We start from the raw sequence: 17105 nt of genomic DNA, 5'->3' as shown, positions 1-17105 counted from the left end.
TCCCGAAGGTCCTGTGACAGCACTCGCGGCATCCGAGCCGGCCTCCAATCCGGCAAGAAGCCTGAATCAGAAAACCGCGCCCGTGTGAATCCTCAACGATTCAGAAGGACCGGAAACCGCTCTAGCGGTGACGCTGGATCATTTCGAAAACTCCCGAGAACGGGGTGGTGGTACGCCGACGGATCGCCGGTTGCAATCCGCGCGGGCTCAGGCGGCGGGACGGACCTCGAAGCGGGCGTCGGCGAGGCGGATCAAGCGGCGGCCGGCGGCCTCGGCCACCGCACGCATCTCGCGCTCGGCATTGGGATCGTCGGCGAGCACTTCGAACGGCTCCGGGTGCTCCCCCTGGCGGAGCGCCCTGGCGAGGCGAAGGGCCGGCCAGGGGCAGCGCAGGCCGCGGGCGTCGATCATCCGTCCTTGTTGTCGAACGGGTTCTTGGGCGCGCGCAGGTTCAGTCGCACCGGCACCGCGCCGAAATCGAATTCGCGGCGGATGCCGTTGATGAGGTAACGCTTGTAGCTTTCCGGCAGCATGTCGACGCGCGTGCCGAACAGCACGAAGCTGGGCGGACGCGTGTTGTTCTGCGTGATGTAGCGCATCTTGATGCGCTTGCCGCCGGGCGCGGGCGGCGGATTCGCCTCGATCGCGCGATCGAACCAGCGGTTGAGCTGGCCGGTCGACACGCGGCGGCTCCACGCCTCGCGCGTCTCGAAAGCGACCTTGAGCAGGGTGTCGATGCCCTTGCCGCTGAAGGCCGAGACGGTGAGCAGCGGCACGCCCTTGGCCTGGGCCAGCCCTTCCTCCAGCGCACCCTTGACGCCGTTGAACAGGCTGGAGGCGTTTTCGGCCACGTCCCATTTGTTGAGCGCGATCACCAGCGCACGACCTTCCTGGAGGACGCGATCGGCGATCTTGATGTCCTGCACTTCCAGCCCGCGGGTGGCGTCGAGCAGCAGCACGACGACCTCGGCGAAGTCGACCGCGCGCAGCGCGTCGGCGACGGAGAGCTTCTCGAGCTTCTCCTGCACGCGCGCCCGCTTGCGCATGCCGGCGGTGTCGATCAGGCGGACCGGACGGCCCTCCCATTCCCACTCGATCGCGATCGAATCGCGGGTGATGCCGGCCTCGGGCCCGGTGATGAGCCGGTCCTGGCCGAGCATGCGGTTGATGAGCGTCGACTTGCCCGCGTTCGGGCGGCCGACGATCGCGAGCTTGAGCGGCGCGTCGGGGGATTCGGGATCCTCCTCCGGCTCTTCCTCGTCCTCCCGGTCGACGAACGGGCGCAGCGCGTCGAACAGGTCGACCACGCCCTCGCCGTGCTCGGCCGACAGCGGCACGGGATCGCCGAAGCCGAATGCCATCGCCTCGATCACGCCGGTCTCGCCGGCGCGGCCCTCGGCCTTGTTGGCGAGCACGACGACGGGGCGATCGGCGGCGCGCAGCCAGCGGGCGATTTCCTCGTCCAGCGGGGTCACGCCGACGCGCGCGTCGATCATGAACAGCGCGACGTCCGCGTCCATGACGGCCGCCTCAGTCTGCTGGCGCATGCGGCCGGGCAGGCTCTGCGGGTCCTCGTCCTCGAACCCGGCGGTGTCGATGATCCGGAATTCCAGGCCGAGGAGGTTGGCATCCCCCTCCCGCCGGTCGCGCGTGACGCCAGGCTGGTCATCGACAAGCGCCAGGCGCTTGCCGACGAGCCGGTTGAACAGCGTCGACTTGCCCACATTGGGGCGTCCGATAATGGCGACGGTAGGAAGCGGCATGTCCGTTTTCAGCAGCGATCAGCGCCAGGCGCTGATCGTGCCCGAGTCATCGAGCAGGTAAAGGGTCGAGTTGGCGACGATCGGCGACAGGCCGATCGGGCCGCTGGAAGCCTCCACGGTGGCGCTGACGGTGCCGTCCTCGGGCGAGGCATAGACCAGCTGGCCTTCGGAGTTGGCGAGCACCAGGCGATTGCCGGCGAGCACCGGGCCGACCCACAGGATCGGGCCCTTCTTCTTCTTCTCGTTCTGGTAGCGGGGCAGCTGGTGCATCCAGCGGACCTTGCCGCTGCCACGCGCGACGCAGAGCAGGCGCGCATCGTCGGTGACGACGAACAGCCACTCTCCGGCGACGGCGGGCGTCGAGATGCCGGCGAGGTTCTGCTCCCACAAGCGCTGGCCGCTGGTGACCTCGAGCGCGACCATGCGGCCGCCCTGCCCGACCGCATAGGCGCGGCCGGCGTCGATCACCGGCTCCGCATCGATGTCGGCGAGCGAGGAGACCGAGGTGGTGGCGCTGGTGCGCGAGAGGCTGTCCGCCCAGAGCGAGCGGCCGTTCTCGTAGCGATAGGCGTTGAGCTCCCCTGAGGAGAAGCCGGCAACCACGGTGCCCTGCGCCGAGGCGGGTGCGGCGACGCCGAACACGCCCTGGCTCTCGACGGAGCCGGCCTGGGTCCAGACGACGGTGCCGTCTGCCTGCGCCAGCGCGAACAGCTGGTTATCCTGGCTGACGACATAGACCTGGTCGTTGGCGACCGTGGGCGCACCGCGCAGCGGGCCACCCGGCTTCGCGCGCCACACCTCGGCACCGTCCGCCACGTTGAACGCGACCACGTCGCCGAGGCCGTTGGTGGCGAACAGGCGCCCTTCGCCGACGCTCACGCCGCCGCCGAAGCGGGCCGCCTGGTTGCCGTTATCGGCATCCTTGACCGTGCTGGCGGTCCAGCCGGCAGCGCCGGTCGTCGCGTCGAAGGAATGGACGACGCCCTCCACGTCCATGACGTAGAGGCGGCCGCCGGCGACCACCGGGGCGGCGCCCAGGCGGACGCGGGTGGTGCCGCCGGGAATGCGGGCGGTCCACACGCGGCTGGGCGCAGCGGCAAGCGCGAGATGGCCCATCGCCTTCGACTCGTTGCCGCCCGGCTGGGTCCAGTCGGCATTAGCGACCGGGGGCGGCAGCAGCACCTGCACCGCGGCGAGCGACGGATCGACCGTCACGTCATTCTCCGCGGACAGGATCGGCACGCGCTCGCCCAGGATCGGCGTCTTGCGCTTGCCATCGCCCTTGAAGATGCCGCAGCCGCCCAGCAGCGAAAGCGCTGCCACGGCCGTCATCAGCTTCGCGCTGGTCCTCATCCTGCGTTCTTTTCCTCTGAGGGGGGGGTCGTCGGCGCCTTGGAGGCGGGCGCGTCTACGCCAAGAGCACTCGCCATCTGAACCGCACGTTGCCGGATCGATTCCGGCACGCTCTCGGTCTGGGCCATTTCCCCAAACATCTTGCCGGCCAGGTCACGGCGACCCAGGCGGATATAGGCGACCGCGACCATCTCGCCCGCGCTGCCGAACCAGGGGCTCTGCTTGCTGGCGAGGCCACGGAGCCGATCGACGACGGCCTGGGGCTTCAACGTGTCATATTCGGCCGCGGTCTGGCGCAGGAGCGCCAAGTCGCGGAACTCGCCCGGAAGCGAGGTGTCGTTCGCGACCTCCGCGAACTTGGCGGCGGCGCCCTTCAGGTCCTGCTTGTTGAGCAGGATGTCGGCCTGCACGAACTTCGCCGAGGCGCGGTAGCCGTCGCTGCCCGAGCTCTCGAGCTTGGCAAGCGCGCTCGTGGCGGCATTGACCTTGCTCGCGCCCAGGTCGTCCATCGCCTGCTGGAGCAGCACGCCCTGTTCGGCGGCCTTCTCCTTCTGGTGGTGCTGCCACCAGATCCAGCCGCCGAACGCCGCCAGCACCGCGACGATCGCTACCGCGACCCACAGCCCGTAGCGGCGGCCGAAGCTCGCCACCTGGTCGCGCCGCAGCTCCTCGTCGACCTCGCGCAGGAAGGCCTGGTTATTCTGGGGGGTGAGCGCCAAGTCCTACTCCATGCGTGCGGCGAACGAAGCGCGCTATCTAGCGGCGCGGGAAGGGAAACGAAAGCCGTTCAAACCCTGGGCTGATAGAGGTGTTCGGCACTGGGAAATGCGCGCGACCGCACTTCGCCCGCATAGGCCTCAACCGCGGCCGAAATACGGCCGGCGAGATCTTCGTAGCGCTTCACGAACCGCGCGGTGCGATCGAACAGGCCGAGCATGTCCTCCCCCACCAGGACCTGGCCATCGCACTGCGCCGACGCGCCGATGCCGATGGTGGGACAGGCGATGCGGTCCGTCACTGCGATCGCGATCGGCTCCAGCACGCCCTCGATCACGACCATGAAGGCGCCCGCCTCTGCGATGGCGACGCCGTCCGCGACGATCTTGGCGGCCTCCGCCTCGCTGCGGCCGCGCGCGCCATAGCCGCCGAGGAGATTCACCGCCTGCGGCGTCAGGCCGATGTGACCGATCACGGGGATGCCGCGCTCGGTGAGGAAGCGGACGGTGGGCGCCATCGCCTCCCCGCCCTCCAGCTTCACCGCGGCCGCGCCGGTTTCCTTGAGGAGCCGTGCGGCGCTTTCGAAGGCCTGGGCCGGGCTCGCCTCATAGCTGCCGAAGGGCATGTCGATCGCGACCAGCGCATGGGCACTGCCGCGCACCACCGCCGCACCATGCGCCGCCATCATCTCCAGCGTGACCGGCACGGTCGACGGCAGGCCGTAGATCACCTGGGCCAGGCTGTCGCCGACCAGCAGCACGTCGCAATGCGGATCGAGCAGCTGCGCCATGCGCGCGGTATAGGCGGTGATCATCACCAGCGGCTCCGCATCGGCACCCTTGCGGGCGCGGAGCGCGGGCACGGTCAGCCGCTTGGGAGGAGGCGACGCAGGATCGGCACGACGCGCGCCGCCCTCGATGGAGGAGGTGGTGGACATGGGGGCGGAATAGAGGTTGCGGCGCCAGCGCGCCAGTCACTCGCGCCGATCAGCGCCAGTGCTGCGCATAGGCATCCGGCTTGAAGCCGACCAGCAGCGCATCCCCATCCTCCAGCACCGGACGGCGGATCGACGAGGGATTGGCGAGCATGATCGCGATTGCCCGATCGCGGTCGAGGTCGGCGCGCTGCTCTTCGGGCAGCTTGCGGAAGGTGGTGCCGGAGCGGTTGAGCAGCGCCTCCCAGCCGAGCCGGTCGACCCAACGCTCCAGCGCCTGCCGGTCGACGCCCGCGGTCTTGTAGTCGTGGAAGGTGAAGGCGACGCCCTTCTCCTCCAGCCAGCTGCGCGCCTTCTTCATCGTGTCGCAGGCGCGGATGCCGTACAGGGTGGCGGTCACATCGGGTCCTTGGTGGTTTGGGTTGGCCCCGGGAGTAGCCGCAAGGGTCGGGAAAGGCGACCGCCGAGTGCCTCGGCGGTACCCACCCCCGGCCCCTCCCTTCCAGGGAGGGGAGAAGCAGCCTGCTAGCCGATGACTGCAGCGCCCCCTACCAGCCGTGCCCGGTCAGCTGGCGCGGTAGGCGCGACCGGACTGGATGAGGCGCTGGCGCGCGGTATTGCCCGGGACCGCGATGTGGGTGGCGGGGTCGAACTCCTTGCCGGCACCGGGCGCATCGGCGGGGACCCAGATCTCGACCACCGTATTGGTGTAGCTGCTCGGCAGGTAGCGGACCCAATAGCCGTCCGGATGGTGGCTCCAGCGGCCGGTCGGCACGTCGCGGCTGCCGGCGCCCACGGGCGCCATACCGGCGAGCACCGCGACCCGCTCCAGCTCGCTGTAGCTGGTGCCGGGGGTGGTCAGCATCTGGCGCAGGTCCGCCTCCGCCCGGAGCACGGCGCGCACCTCGGCCGGCAGGTTGTCGGCGATCGGGCCGGACGAGAGCATGTCGAGCACGCCGCGGTTGAGCCCGGCGAGCTGGCGCGGGGTCAGCAGCTGGGCGGCGGCGGCGCGATGCTCGTTGGACATGTCCTCCAGCTTCGCGCGCGACAGGATCGCCCACAGCAGCGCCTGGATGGTGTGCTGATCGATCTCCGGGTGCTGGACCGAGTTGCGGACGATGGTGATCACCGCATCCTTGGCAGCACCGAGCGGCGGGGCATAGAGATAGCCGTCGCCGTTGCCCGGGCCATGGGTGCCGGCGTGCAGGCAGTAGCTCTGGTCGTGGAAGCTGTAATAGCCCGGCTGCAGGACGAAACCGCCGTTGGGCGTGCGCTGCAGTTCGGCGAGGTTGCGCTTGGGCTCCCGGGGCACGAACCCGTCCTGGCTGGGATCGCCCCAGCGCGCGTCGGGAAGGCTGGTGGTGATCGGTTCCTTGCGCAGGCTCGGCATCGAGACGCCAGCGCGCTTGGCGAGATCGCCGAGCATGCCGAACTGCGCATCCGCGGGGACGGCGCCCCAGGCGAGCATCGACACGGAAACCGACGCCAGAACCTTGATCCACACGGTGCGCAAAGTCATTCCCCCCGAAGTTATTGCCCCAGTTGCTGGCGGCCTCAGTAACGAGGGCACTGATAGCTGTGAAGCTGGTTCGAGAACTTGCGCGCAGCCGCGCCAAGCCGCCGGCAACTCAGGCAATCGGGAGGACGGGACGCGAGCGATCCCGAGTCTAGGTCAGCTGATTGATCAGGGCCGTCGCTCCGGCTTCGATCCCGGTTGCCAGGTCGCCCTGCCGGAAGCGAGGCAGCATTTGCTCCTCGATGATGTGGCCGCAAAGCGCATCGGGCAGGGTTTTCTCAAGACCGTAGCCGACCGCGATCCGTACCTTGCGTTCGTTGGGAGCCACGAGGAGGACGACGCCGTCGTCGTGTTCTGCCCGCCCGATCCCCCAGGCGTTGGCCAAAGCGGTCGTGAAGGCGGCAATGTCCAGCCCATCCAGCGAATGGACGGTTACGATGACCATCTGATGACCCGTCGCCTGCTCAAGCGCGTGCAGACGCTTGGAAAGCGCCTCTTCTCGCGTGGCATCGATAATGTCGGCGGTATCGGTGACATACCCTGTCGGGACGACCGCCGGCTGCGACGACGCCGGGGACTGCCTTGAACGGCTATCCTCGATAGAGGAATTCCCCGCCGATCCATCTGAGCAGGCGGCAGCAAGCGCAAGCATCAACAATGTCAGCTGCTTCATGGGAGGTACGCTGGCGTGCTGGCGTTCTGCCGTCAACGTCCGCAACCTGGGGTCGCTGGCTGCCCGCTACTAGGCGTCAGCCCCGCGGCGGAACTGGGGACTGGGCCGGCGGGTTGCATTGTCTTCCCTGACGGAGACTCGACATGGCTCAGAAAGGTGCAGGCGGAAATCCCGGCGCGATCACGAGCAAGGGCGGCGACGGTGCGAGGGGCAGCACTGGTACCGGTCGCGGCGGCGCCACCGGAACCGGCGCGCGCAAGGCGTCGAAGAAGAAGTCGCCCGACGAGACCGGGGACGACAAGGACAGCTCGGCCGAGGAATAGCGGGCGAGGAGGCGCGCCCGACTGGCGCCCTCTCCCCGTCCTACCGAGGCTCGCGCTGTAGCCCCGACTGGCAGGGGCACGGGATAGCGGACGCTTCGATTGCCGGGAGATCGCCGGTTTGCGGGCGACCGAGCGGCTCGCCGGCGGTCATGGCCCCGTGGGGTGGCTGCACGAGGGCGGTACGACCGGGACCACCAGGCACAGGCTCTGCGCCGGCAGCACGTCGCGCCAGTCGGCGATCAGCTGCTTGTACGCCTTTCCCACCGGGCGGATGTTGCGATCCAGGTCGTACAGGCCGACAGGCGTCACCCGGCCGTTCTTTTCGCGAAGCGCGGTGTCCCAGTCCATCTGGTCGGTCAGCGAATACCAGGTGAAGCCCACCGTCGGGATGCCGGTGTTGCGCAGCCTGAGGACGTTGGCCCATTCCTTCCACAGCCAGTTGACGCCCTCGTCGCCGTTCGGCCCCTCGGCGATATTGGTCTCGGTGTGCATCACCGGCAGGCCGTAGCGGCAGTAATATTGGCGGGTGATCTCGCTGTAGCCGAACACCTCGCCCGAGGCCCAGCTGTGGCCGTCCTGGTGCATGCGATGTTCGTTGGTCCAGTAATAGTCCGTGCCGAGGATGCAGTGCTGCTTCAGCCGGTTGCCGTGGAAGCGGTGGTACTCCTCGCGCGTCATGCCGTTATCCAGCAGATATTCGTACATCGCGCTGTCGACCCGGCGGCCGTAGTTGAGATCGAGGCTGAGGAAGCGGCGGGCGTTCATCACCTCGGCCGGGCGGATCGCAGCCGGGCTGTCGGCGTGGAAATACTCCGAGGACTCGCTCTGGATGAACAGCGCGTCGGCGCGATGCTCCAGGATGCGCCGCATCGCGAGGACGTTGGCATAGACGATGTTCTTGAGCGCGGTCACGAAGGCGCGGTCGCTCGCGAGCTGCTCGTTCCACCAGCCGTAGAGCGCGGAGAAGACCGCGCAGACGAACATCTCGTTCACCGGGGTATAGAGCTGCACCCAGGGGTAGCGCTGGGCGAAGGCGGCCGCATACTCGGCAAAGAGCTGCGGGAAATCGGGGTTCTGGAAGTCGCCCACGAAGTCGGGCACGCCGAAGTGGCAGAGATCGACGATGGGCGTGATGTTGCGGCGGCGGAGGTCCCCGAGCGTGAGGTCTGCGAACTCCCAATCATATTTGCCCGGCCCCAGCAGCGTCTTGTGGAGCGGCGGGCCGAAGCGGAGGAAGTGGATGCCGAGATCCTGGACCAGGTCGAAGTCCTCCCGCCAGCGCGCATAGTGGCCGCAGGACTCCATCTGGTCGACGCGCACCCGGCCGTTGTCGATGGTGGGGATGCTGCTCTCGATCCCCGTGCAGAACATGAAGTGCGCCATCCGCCTCTCCCGGCAGCCGGTCGGATCGCATGAGCGCGAGGCGGCCGAGACCAGGGACTGGAACGCCAGCCGCGACGCGAAGGTTTCGAGTCGGGGGCGCGTGCCCGGTCAGGCCGGCTCGGGCGCGAGGACGCGGCCGAGGGTGACGACGTCCTGCGGGACGAGCCCCAACCGATCGTAGAAGGCGAGCGCATCGGCATTGCCGGTGCGGACCATCAGCTGGATCTTGGGACAGCCGCGGGCGCGCAGCCATGCCTCTGCAGCCAGCATCAGCGTGCGGCCGAGCCCGTGGCGACGCCGATCGGGGGCGACCGCGAGATAATAGACCCAGCCGCGGTGGCCGTCATAGCCGACCATGACGCTGCCGATCAGCGCTGCGCCGTCGCGCAGCACCAGCACCGCCGAGTCTGCAGCCGCAAGCGCGCGGGCGAAATCGGCGGCGGGATCGTTCCAGGGCCGCGTCAGCCCAGCCGCCTGCCACAGCGCGACGACGGCGGCGGCATCGCCGGAGCCGGCCTCGACCGGGGTCACGGGCAGCGGATGCGGGTGGTGGTGATGCCGTCGACGGTGACGGCGAGCCGTTCTCCGCGCGAGCGTGCGAGCCGATAGCGCCGCCCCGTGGTGATGCCGTCGACCTCGGCCGAAGTGTCGACGTCCACCGCGCCATCGGCGGCGGTGGTGACCCCGTCGATCCGGGCGCCGGCGATGCGATCCGCCGTCACCTCGAGCGGATGGGCGCAGGCGGCGTCCTCTCCCCAGCGGCCGAGCATCGCGGGCGGAAGGCTGGTCGCGGCGGCGTGCGGCGGCAGTGCCGGGTCGGATCGCGGCGCCTCGTCCGAACAGGCGGCCAACAGCAGCGGCAGCACCGCAGCCGCCAGCCCCATGCCCCCGATCCGGCCGTTCCCTACGTTCATTCTCGCCCCTCCCCTGCAAGGTGCCCGCATAGCCAAGCGCCTCCGCCGCCGCCAGAGCCGCGAGGGATCGGATCGCACCGGCGGCTCGTTCTGCGCCCGCACGGCGCCGCCTTCCACGGCGTCGCCCAACCAGACGAGGTAGCATGAAGGCCCAGCTGAAGCCGCTTTCCGAGCAGGTGATCGTCATCACCGGCGCAAGTTCCGGCCACGGGCTGGAGACGGCCCGCCGGGCGGCGGCGGCAGGCGCGCGGGTGGTGCTGATCGCGCGCGACGGCGATGCGCTGGCGCGGGTGCGCGATCAGATCCAGACCACCGGCGGCACCGCCGCGACCTTCGTCGCCGACGTCGGCCAGGAGGAGGAAGTCGAGCGCGCGGCGGCCTTCGCGATCGATCACTTCGGCGGCTTCGACACCTGGGTGAACAATGCCGGTATCGGGGTCTATGCCGCAGCGCTGGAGACGCCCACCGCCGACCACCGCCAGGTGTTCGAGACCAATTACTGGGGGGTGGTGTACGGATCGCTGGCGGCGCTGCGCCACCTGAAGGAGAAGCCCGGTGGCGGCGCACTGATCAACGTGGGGTCGATCAACTCCGACATGCCGTCCCCGGTCATCTCCTCCTACACGGCGTCGAAGCATGCGGTGAAGGGCTTCACGGATTCGCTGCGGCTGGAGATGATGGCGGAGGGTGCGCCGGTGTCGATCACCCTCATCAAGCCGGGCCCGGTCGGAACCCCCTTCCCCCAGCACGGCCGCAACCTGACCGGCTACAAGGCGCAGCTGCCGCCGCCGCTCTACGCACCGTCGGTGGTGGCGGACGCGATCCTGGACGCAGCGCAGCACCCGCGGCGTTCGCTGACGGTCGGCGGTGTCGGCAAGCTGCAGGTGCTGGGCGCCCAGCTGGTGCCGCTGCTGTTCGACCGGGTGGCGCAGAACATGGGGGCGCTGCTGGCCAACCCCGCCCAGCCGGTGCCGGTGAGCCCGGGCAATCTCTACGCGCCGGACGGCAAGGACGGGGTCACCGAGGGCGAGCAGAAGGGGCGATCGGTCAGCGCCTTTACGGCCACCCGCACGCATCCGGGGATCGCGCTGGGGGCCGTTGCCCTGGCGGGTGCAGCGCTGGGCCTCGCCGTTCGTGCGCGGGGCCGCAAGCCGGAGCCCCTGACCGCCGCTCCGCGGGGATTCGGAGCGGCGGCCACGGCGGGGGTGAAGGGAAGCGCCCTCAGGCGAGCTTGAGGCCTTCCTTGTTCATCGCGGCGGTGATGTGCTTGTTCTGCGTTTCCGACAGCTGATCGCGCAGCTTCGGGAACAGGTCCTGTTCCTCCTCGCGCATGTGGCTTTCGATCAGGACGCGGAACTCCTTGAGCTTGGGAAGCCAGGCGGGATCGTCCTTCGCCATCTCGGTCAGGTCGAAGAAATACTGCTTCACATAGCCATGCTCGTGATTGAGATGGTCCGCCGCCTCCGTCAGGCCCTGGTCGCGCATCATCGCGTACACGACGTTCTCTTCCTGGAACGCATGCTTGCTGATCGCGTGCTTCAACTGCATCAGCAGGAAGGCGCGGCGGGCGGTGTCCTCGTCCTTCGTCTTTTCCAACAGGTCGAAGATCTTGAGCGCCGCGGCATGTTCGGCCGCCAGCGCCTTGTCCCAGCGGCCGGCCATCACCGTCGGCGCCTGCACCGCCGCCTTGCGCAGGAAATTGGCGAGAAGCCCGGCGACCACTCCCGTCGCCGCGCCGATCGCGACCGTGCGGCTGACATTCCCCGAAGATGCTTGCTGTGTCGTGGCCATCTGCTTGCTCCTCACCGTTTGCGCCTCAACGAAAGCCGTGGCGCGGCCGTTCCGCAGCGGGAGGGAATGGCGCGGCTTGGTGCGGAACGCCCGTGCGAACGGATGCGCGTACGTCCCATCTTGATTTAACGATATAACATCACCTAGACGACGCCGGTCAAAAAGGTGGGGAGCAAGACCATGGGTTTTCGAAACATGCGCCGCGGCGCAGCAGCGCTGCTGACGACGTCCGCCCTTGCGGCGGGTGCGCCGGTCCCGGCGTGGGCACAGGAGGCGGTGACCGGAGGTGAAGAGGCGGAAGTCGACGCGCGCGGCCACGTCGGCACGCGCGAGATCGTCGTCACCGGCCGATCGCTGGAGACGGAGGAGAATGCCCTGCCGGTGCAGGTGCTGGCCGGCGACGAACTGGCGCATCGCCGTGAAGGCGGCCTGGGCGAGACGCTCGCCGGCCTGCCGGGCGTGCACCTCGACAATTTCGGCGGGGGCGCTTCGCGTCCCGTGATCCGCGGCCAGACGGTGCCCCGCATCGAGGTGCTGACCGACGGCGCCAACCTGTTCGACGTGGCGTCGGTGTCGCCGGACCACGCGATCACGACCGATCCGCTGCTGCTCGACGCCATCGAGATCCAGCGTGGGCCCGCCGCGACCCGCTATGGCGGCAATGCCACCAACGGCGCGATCAACCTGATCGACAGCAAGGTGCCCAAGGTGGTGCCGGTCGGCGGCCTTGCCGGCGCGACGGAGGTGCGTTTCGGCACCGGCGACCAAGAGAAGACCGTCGTCGGCCGCGTAACGGCCGGGATCGGCCAGTTCGCTCTCCATGCCGAGGGAGCGCGTCGAGCGGCGGACGACTATGACGTGCCGGACAGCTACGGCTCCGACAAGCTGCGCGACTCCTTCGCCGAAAGCACCAGCTATGCGTTCGGCGCCTCCTGGATCACCGCCAAGGGCTATGTCGGCGCCGCCTATTCACGCATCGAGAGCCAATATGGGCTGCCCGGCCACAGCCATCTGAACGGCGTCTGCCATACGCACGGGCTGGACCTGCATTGCGGGGCACATGGCGGCTACGAAGATCCGTTCGGCTCGCCCGACGACCACACCGCCTATATCAAGCTGCGCAGCGACCGGGTCGACGTCCGGGCCGACTATGACGACCTGCTGCCCGGCTTCGCCCACACGCGCGCGCGCCTCTCCTACACCGACTATGCCCATGACGAGATCGACGGCGATCTGCTGTTCAGCCGCTACACCAACGAAGTCTGGGACGGCCGCTTCGAGCTGACGCACAAGCCACTCCTCGGCTTCACGGGTGTGCTGGGGGTGCAATATACTGACGGCCGGTTCGGCGGCATCAACGTCAACGACCGGCACAAGCCGTTCCCGGACGGAGCCTATGGCTTTGACGGAAGTCCCGATTACCTCACCGACAACTTCGGCATCTTCCTGTCGGAGCGGCGGTCGTTCGGCTCCGTCTACGTTGAAGCAGCGGTCCGCAAGGACTGGCGCAAGGTGGACGTGACGGTGCCGCCCTATCGCATCACCCTCGATGCCGAGCTGCAGGACCTCTTCGCCGAATGGTATGGCCCGGATTGGCGCCAGATCCTGGAGCGCGAGGACGTCGACGCGTTCCGTGCTCGCAACCCGGCCGTGAAGCACGATCCCTTCTCCGCCTCGCTTGCCGCCAACTGGAACATCGGGCGCGGATATGGGCTGGCGCTTTCGCTGGGGCATACCGAACGCGCGCCGAGCGTGCGCGAGCTGTACGCACGCGGCAACAACCTGGCGACCAACAGCTACGAACTCGGGCTTGCGGTCGGGAACCCGATCCTGGGCGAGGAGGGGCTGTCCGCCGAAGACATTCTGGAGACCACCGACGCGATCAACCTGACGTTGCGCAAGACGGGCGGTCCGCTCGCGTTCGAGGTCGGCCTGTTCTACCAGGAGGTCGACGACTATGTCTTCGCGCGCCTGATCGAGACCGAGACCGAGACCGGCGTTCCGCACGACTTCCTGATCTACACGGCGGCGGATGCGCGCTTCGCCGGAATCGACGGCCAACTCAGCTACCAGCTGACGCCCCAGTCGCGCGTGACGGTGTTCGGCGACTATGTCGATGCCAAGCTGAAGCGCGAGGACGACAACCTGCCGCGCATCCCACCGGGTCGCCTGGGCGCGCGCTATGACCTTGCCGCCGGGCCGCTTTCGGGTGACGTTGAATATTATCGCACGTTCGAGCAGGACAAGGTCGCCTCCTATGAGACGCCGACGGCGGGGTACGACATGCTCAATGCCACGCTGAGCTATCGCATGGATCTGGGCGGCGCGCGGGCGGTGGAGCTCTACGCACGTGGCAGCAACCTGCTCAACGAACTGGCGTTCGTCCACACCTCGTTCGTGAAGGAGCAGTCGCCGCTGCGTGGCCGCAACGTCGTGATCGGCATGCGCCACACCTTCTGACCGGGTGGCGGAACCCGCGCTTCCGCCCCCGTTTTCCAACCCGCGAAGGGGTTCGGCAGACGTGATATAAAGATTTCTTTATATGACGGTTGACCGGGCTGCGATTTTTCCCGATGCTTGTTGCGTCGAGGTTCTCCGGCCGGGCGTGTGCCTGCGCCGGAGCTAAGACGGGAAGCCGGTGCGCTCCTGATGGGGCAAGGCCGGCGCTGCCCCCGCAACTGTAAGCGGCGAGCGGCGATCCAAGCATGTCACTGAGGCGTCCCGCGTCTTGGGAAGACGGATCGTCCGCGCTGACCCGCGAGCCAGGAGACCTGCCTCTGACGCCATAACGTCCACCGGCGGGGTGCCCGGTCTGGTCGCGTGCGTGTGCGGCCGGGCGATCCCTGGCGCGTGCCTGCCTGCGCTCGGTCCGGCGCTTCGCCCTCTTCGGGGTTGAAGACATGACAGTGACGATCGCGACCTTGGGGTTTCCCCGCATCGGTCCGCGCCGCGAGTTGAAGTTCGCGTTAGAGAAGTTCTGGTCCGGCAGGATCGGCGAAGCCGAGCTGCAGGAGGCCGCATCGGGCCTGCGGACCGCCGCCTGGGCGCGGCAAAAGGCGTTGGGGGCCGACTGGCTGCCGTCCAACGACTTTTCGCTCTATGACCATGTGCTGGATACCAGCGTGATGCTGGGCGCGATCCCGAGCCGCTATGGCGCGGCCGACGGGGTCACCGACCTGGCGACCTATTTCGCGATGGCGCGCGGCACCACCGGCGAGGACGCGGGATGCGGCCATGCGCATGGTTCGGTGACCGCCGGCGAGATGACGAAGTGGTTCGACACCAACTACCACTATATCGTCCCGGAGATCGAACCCGGCCGCAAGCTCGCGCTCGGCCGGTTGAAGGTGGTCGAGGAATATCGCGAGGCTCAGGCGCAGGGCTATGAGACGCGGCCGGTGCTGCTCGGCCCGATCACCTGGCTGAGCCTGGCCAAGGGGCACGGCATCGACCCGTTCGACCTGCTCGACGAGGTGCTCGGGCTCTACCGGGTGATCCTGGGCCATCTCGCCCATGCCGGGGCCGAATGGGTGCAGATCGACGAGCCGATCCTGGCCACCGATCTTTCGGAGCAGCAGCGCGCCGCCTTCACCCGCGCCTATGCCGCGCTCCAGCGGTCCGGCCCGAAGCTGATGCTGACGACCTATTTCGGCGGGCTCGAGGACAATCTGACCCTGGCGACCGCGCTGCCGGTGCAGGGCTTGCACGTCGATCTCGTCCGCGCGCCCGGGCAGCTCGATGCCGTCCTGCGGGCCGCGCCCAAGGACCTGCTGCTCTCGCTGGGCGTGATCGACGGGCGCAACGTCTGGCGTGCCGACCTAGACGCGGTGCTGGAACGGCTCGCCCCGATCGCGGCATCGCGCGACCTGGTGCTGGCGCCGTCCTGCTCGCTGCTGCACGTGCCGGCGGACCTGACGCTCGAGCCCAAGCTCGACGCGGAGGTGAAGCAGTGGCTCGCCTTTGCGGTTCAGAAGGTGGAGGAACTGGCGGTCCTCAAGCGCGCGCTGAACGAAGGGCGCGATAGCGTGGCCGGGCCCCTCGCGGCCGCAGCAGAGGCGGCAGCGAACCGGAAGATCTCGCCCCGCATCCATGACGCGGCGGTGCAGGCGCGGGTGGCGGAGGCGACGCCGGAGATGCGCGAGCGCCGTTCCGGCCATGCCGAGCGCGCGCGTGCCCAGGCGAAACTGCTCGACCTGCCGCCCTTCCCCACGACCACCATCGGCTCCTTCCCGCAAACCGCCGAGGTACGCCATGCGCGTGCCGAGCATAATCGCGGCAACCTCGACGATGCCGGCTACCAGCAGTTCCTGCGCGAGGAGACCGAGCGCGCCATCCGCTGGCAGGAAGCGGTCGGGCTCGACATGCTCGTCCACGGCGAGTTCGAGCGCAACGACATGGTGCAGTATTTCGGCGAGCAGCTGGCCGGCTTCGCCTTCACGGTGAACGGCTGGGTGCAGAGCTATGGCTCGCGCTGCGTGCGGCCGCCGATCCTGTTCGGCGACGTCCGCCGTACCCATCCGATGACGGTGGAGTGGTGGCGCTTTGCGCAGGGGCTGACGGACAAGCCCGTGAAGGGCATGCTCACCGGGCCGGTCACGATCCTCAACTGGAGCTTCGTGCGCGACGACCAGCCGCGCGAGACCTCCTGCCGCCAGATCGCCTTTGCGATCCGCGACGAGGTGCAGGACCTGGAGGCCGCCGGATGCCGGGCGATCCAGATCGACGAGGCGGCGCTGCGCGAGGGCCTGCCGCTCAGGAAGCGGGACTGGCAGCAGTATCTCGACTGGGCGGTGGACTGTTTCCGCCTCTCGGCCGCAGGCGTGGCGGACGGCACCCAGATCCACACGCACATGTGCTATTCGGAGTTCAACGACATCCTGCCCTCGATCGGCGCGATGGAGACCGATGTGATCTCGATCGAGACGGCGCGCTCGCAGATGGAGCTGCTGGAGGCGTTCGCGAAGTATCGCTACCCGAGCGCGATCGGGCCGGGCGTGTACGACATCCATTCCGCGCGCGTGCCGGGCGAGGCCGAGATGGTCGAGCTGATGCGGCTGGCCCAGCAGCATCTGAGGCCCGAGCAGCTCTGGGTGAACCCGGACTGCGGGCTGAAGACGCGCAAATGGGACGAGGTGAAGCCGGCGATCGAGGCGATGGTCGCCGCGGCACGCACGCTGCGCGCCGCCTAGCGCTCAAAAGCGGCTGCGTGCCGGATCGGCGGCACGCAGCCTCCCCGCCTCGGCTCAGCGGAGCGGGAGGCGCGGGGAATAGTCGGCCAGAGTCATGAAGACGCTGTCGATCTTCGTCACCAGCTTGCCGCCGGCTTCGGAGGTCGCGACCACCGCACGCCATTCCGGATCGGTGCCGAACGCCTTCCAGCTCGCCTCCCGCGCCTCCCGGCTCGGGTAGGCGAGCACGTAGACGACGCGGCCCTCCGGCGCTTCTGCGGTGGGCTGCTCGTTCCAATAGGCGACGTTGTGCATGCCGTGCTTGGCGAAGAGCTTGAGCGTATGCTCGCGGAAGCGGGCGTTGAGGGCAGCAAGCTTGCCGGGCGCGGGATGGTAGATGCGCAACTCGTAGACCGCGATCTTCGGATCGAGTGCCGCGGACTGGGCGATCGCCGGACGCATGGCGGCAGGACTGACGATTGCCGCAGCGGTGAGACAGGCAGCGAACAGCAAGCGCATTGGAATCTCCCGGACAGGTACCGGGACCATCATAGGCACCATGCGCGACCG

Annotated in this window: 17 protein-coding genes and 1 riboswitch; of the genes, 4 read left to right on the top strand and 13 right to left on the bottom strand. The window is 68.5% G+C overall.

What is annotated here, in order from left to right:
* Positions 1-207 precede the first annotated feature (207 nt).
* The 8 genes from VPH46_RS11700 to VPH46_RS11665 form a co-directional block, all read right to left on the bottom strand.
* Positions 208-411, bottom strand: coding sequence for a sulfurtransferase TusA family protein (locus VPH46_RS11700; protein ID WP_132884408.1), 204 nt, complete (start codon positions 409-411; stop codon positions 208-210).
* Entirely contained in the window at positions 408-1763 is a 1356-nt protein-coding gene (gene der, locus VPH46_RS11695) for a ribosome biogenesis GTPase Der (protein ID WP_416611398.1), read from the bottom strand. Before der ends, VPH46_RS11700 begins: the two co-directional genes overlap by 4 nt.
* Positions 1764-1781: 18 nt before the next feature.
* Positions 1782-3116, bottom strand: coding sequence for a PQQ-binding-like beta-propeller repeat protein (locus tag VPH46_RS11690; protein WP_416611396.1), 1335 nt, complete (start codon positions 3114-3116; stop codon positions 1782-1784).
* Positions 3113-3835, bottom strand: a complete 723-nt coding sequence (locus VPH46_RS11685; protein WP_416611394.1) for a tetratricopeptide repeat protein — start codon at positions 3833-3835, stop codon at positions 3113-3115. Before VPH46_RS11685 ends, VPH46_RS11690 begins: the two co-directional genes overlap by 4 nt.
* Positions 3836-3903: 68 nt before the next feature.
* Positions 3904-4770: a 3-methyl-2-oxobutanoate hydroxymethyltransferase gene (panB, locus tag VPH46_RS11680; protein WP_416611392.1), complete on the bottom strand. Its 867-nt coding sequence runs from the start codon at positions 4768-4770 to the stop codon at positions 3904-3906.
* 49 nt (positions 4771-4819) lie between these two features.
* On the bottom strand, positions 4820-5167 hold the full coding sequence (locus VPH46_RS11675) for an ArsC family reductase (protein ID WP_416611390.1): 348 nt from the start codon (positions 5165-5167) through the stop codon (positions 4820-4822).
* A 165-nt stretch (positions 5168-5332) separates the two neighbouring features.
* The gene (locus VPH46_RS11670; RefSeq protein ID WP_132884402.1) at positions 5333-6286 is read right to left on the bottom strand and encodes a hypothetical protein; all 954 of its coding nucleotides are present in this window, start codon (positions 6284-6286) and stop codon (positions 5333-5335) included.
* A 148-nt stretch (positions 6287-6434) separates the two neighbouring features.
* Positions 6435-6956: a TPM domain-containing protein gene (locus VPH46_RS11665; RefSeq protein ID WP_416611388.1), complete on the bottom strand. Its 522-nt coding sequence runs from the start codon at positions 6954-6956 to the stop codon at positions 6435-6437.
* Positions 6957-7099: 143 nt separating this feature from the next.
* Here VPH46_RS11665 and VPH46_RS11660 point away from each other — a divergent pair, with 143 nt between their 5' ends.
* Positions 7100-7279 carry a hypothetical protein gene (locus tag VPH46_RS11660; RefSeq protein ID WP_416611386.1) on the top strand — a complete coding sequence of 60 codons (180 nt, stop codon included), beginning with the start codon at positions 7100-7102 and terminating at the stop codon, positions 7277-7279.
* 147 nt (positions 7280-7426) lie between these two features.
* On the opposite strand, the gene VPH46_RS11655 is transcribed toward VPH46_RS11660, so the two are convergent.
* From VPH46_RS11655 to VPH46_RS11645, 3 genes are all read right to left on the bottom strand, one after another.
* On the bottom strand, positions 7427-8662 hold the full coding sequence (locus VPH46_RS11655) for a family 1 glycosylhydrolase (protein ID WP_416611384.1): 1236 nt from the start codon (positions 8660-8662) through the stop codon (positions 7427-7429).
* Between the two features lie 108 nt (positions 8663-8770).
* Entirely contained in the window at positions 8771-9193 is a 423-nt protein-coding gene (locus VPH46_RS11650; RefSeq protein WP_416611382.1) for a GNAT family acetyltransferase, read from the bottom strand.
* Positions 9190-9576: a hypothetical protein gene (locus VPH46_RS11645; protein ID WP_416611380.1), complete on the bottom strand. Its 387-nt coding sequence runs from the start codon at positions 9574-9576 to the stop codon at positions 9190-9192. The genes VPH46_RS11650 and VPH46_RS11645 overlap by 4 nt, the downstream gene beginning before the upstream one ends.
* 143 nt (positions 9577-9719) lie before the next feature.
* Between VPH46_RS11645 and VPH46_RS11640 the strand changes: the two genes are divergently transcribed.
* Positions 9720-10811, top strand: a complete 1092-nt coding sequence (locus VPH46_RS11640) for an SDR family oxidoreductase (protein ID WP_416611378.1) — start codon at positions 9720-9722, stop codon at positions 10809-10811.
* On the opposite strand, the gene VPH46_RS11635 is transcribed toward VPH46_RS11640, so the two are convergent.
* Positions 10798-11367: a hemerythrin domain-containing protein gene (locus VPH46_RS11635; RefSeq protein ID WP_416611376.1), complete on the bottom strand. Its 570-nt coding sequence runs from the start codon at positions 11365-11367 to the stop codon at positions 10798-10800. The two genes, VPH46_RS11640 and VPH46_RS11635, sit on opposite strands and share 14 nt — an antisense overlap.
* A gap of 180 nt (positions 11368-11547) precedes the next feature.
* Between VPH46_RS11635 and VPH46_RS11630 the strand changes: the two genes are divergently transcribed.
* Positions 11548-13827, top strand: coding sequence for a TonB-dependent receptor domain-containing protein (locus tag VPH46_RS11630; protein ID WP_416611374.1), 2280 nt, complete (start codon positions 11548-11550; stop codon positions 13825-13827).
* 111 nt (positions 13828-13938) lie between these two features.
* A riboswitch (cobalamin riboswitch) is annotated at positions 13939-14161 on the top strand.
* A gap of 106 nt (positions 14162-14267) precedes the next feature.
* The gene (gene metE, locus VPH46_RS11625) at positions 14268-16556 is read left to right on the top strand and encodes a 5-methyltetrahydropteroyltriglutamate--homocysteine S-methyltransferase (protein WP_416611372.1); all 2289 of its coding nucleotides are present in this window, start codon (positions 14268-14270) and stop codon (positions 16554-16556) included.
* 54 nt (positions 16557-16610) lie between these two features.
* Here the strand turns inward: metE and VPH46_RS11620 are convergent, their stop codons facing one another.
* Positions 16611-17054, bottom strand: coding sequence for an NIPSNAP family protein (locus VPH46_RS11620; RefSeq protein ID WP_416611370.1), 444 nt, complete (start codon positions 17052-17054; stop codon positions 16611-16613).
* Between the last annotated feature and the right edge of the window lie 51 nt (positions 17055-17105).

The organism is Sphingomonas sp. MJ1 (PH-R8) (assembly GCF_048058635.1).
In the GTDB taxonomy this organism is placed as follows: Bacteria; Pseudomonadota; Alphaproteobacteria; order Sphingomonadales; family Sphingomonadaceae; genus Sphingomonas.
Note: the sequence above shows the minus strand (reverse complement) of the source record. Positions and strands in the feature narration are given on the sequence as shown.

Bases quoted from the DNA above. Each gene is read 5' to 3' on its own strand.
- VPH46_RS11690 (WP_416611396.1), bottom strand. From the start codon at position 3,116: ATGAGGACCAGCGCGAAGCTGATGACGGCCGTGGCAGCGCTTTCGCTG.
- VPH46_RS11635 (WP_416611376.1), bottom strand. From the start codon at position 11,367: ATGGCCACGACACAGCAAGCATCTTCGGGGAATGTCAGCCGCACGGTC.
- VPH46_RS11645 (WP_416611380.1), bottom strand. From the start codon at position 9,576: ATGAACGTAGGGAACGGCCGGATCGGGGGCATGGGGCTGGCGGCTGCG.
- VPH46_RS11670 (WP_132884402.1), bottom strand. From the start codon at position 6,286: ATGACTTTGCGCACCGTGTGGATCAAGGTTCTGGCGTCGGTTTCCGTG.
- VPH46_RS11630 (WP_416611374.1), top strand. From the start codon at position 11,548: ATGGGTTTTCGAAACATGCGCCGCGGCGCAGCAGCGCTGCTGACGACG.
- VPH46_RS11640 (WP_416611378.1), top strand. From the start codon at position 9,720: ATGAAGGCCCAGCTGAAGCCGCTTTCCGAGCAGGTGATCGTCATCACC.
- VPH46_RS11660 (WP_416611386.1), top strand. From the start codon at position 7,100: ATGGCTCAGAAAGGTGCAGGCGGAAATCCCGGCGCGATCACGAGCAAG.
- VPH46_RS11700 (WP_132884408.1), bottom strand. From the start codon at position 411: ATGATCGACGCCCGCGGCCTGCGCTGCCCCTGGCCGGCCCTTCGCCTC.
- VPH46_RS11655 (WP_416611384.1), bottom strand. From the start codon at position 8,662: ATGGCGCACTTCATGTTCTGCACGGGGATCGAGAGCAGCATCCCCACC.
- VPH46_RS11665 (WP_416611388.1), bottom strand. From the start codon at position 6,956: ATGAAGCAGCTGACATTGTTGATGCTTGCGCTTGCTGCCGCCTGCTCA.
- panB (WP_416611392.1), bottom strand. From the start codon at position 4,770: ATGTCCACCACCTCCTCCATCGAGGGCGGCGCGCGTCGTGCCGATCCT.
- metE (WP_416611372.1), top strand. From the start codon at position 14,268: ATGACAGTGACGATCGCGACCTTGGGGTTTCCCCGCATCGGTCCGCGC.
- der (WP_416611398.1), bottom strand. From the start codon at position 1,763: ATGCCGCTTCCTACCGTCGCCATTATCGGACGCCCCAATGTGGGCAAG.
- VPH46_RS11620 (WP_416611370.1), bottom strand. From the start codon at position 17,054: ATGCGCTTGCTGTTCGCTGCCTGTCTCACCGCTGCGGCAATCGTCAGT.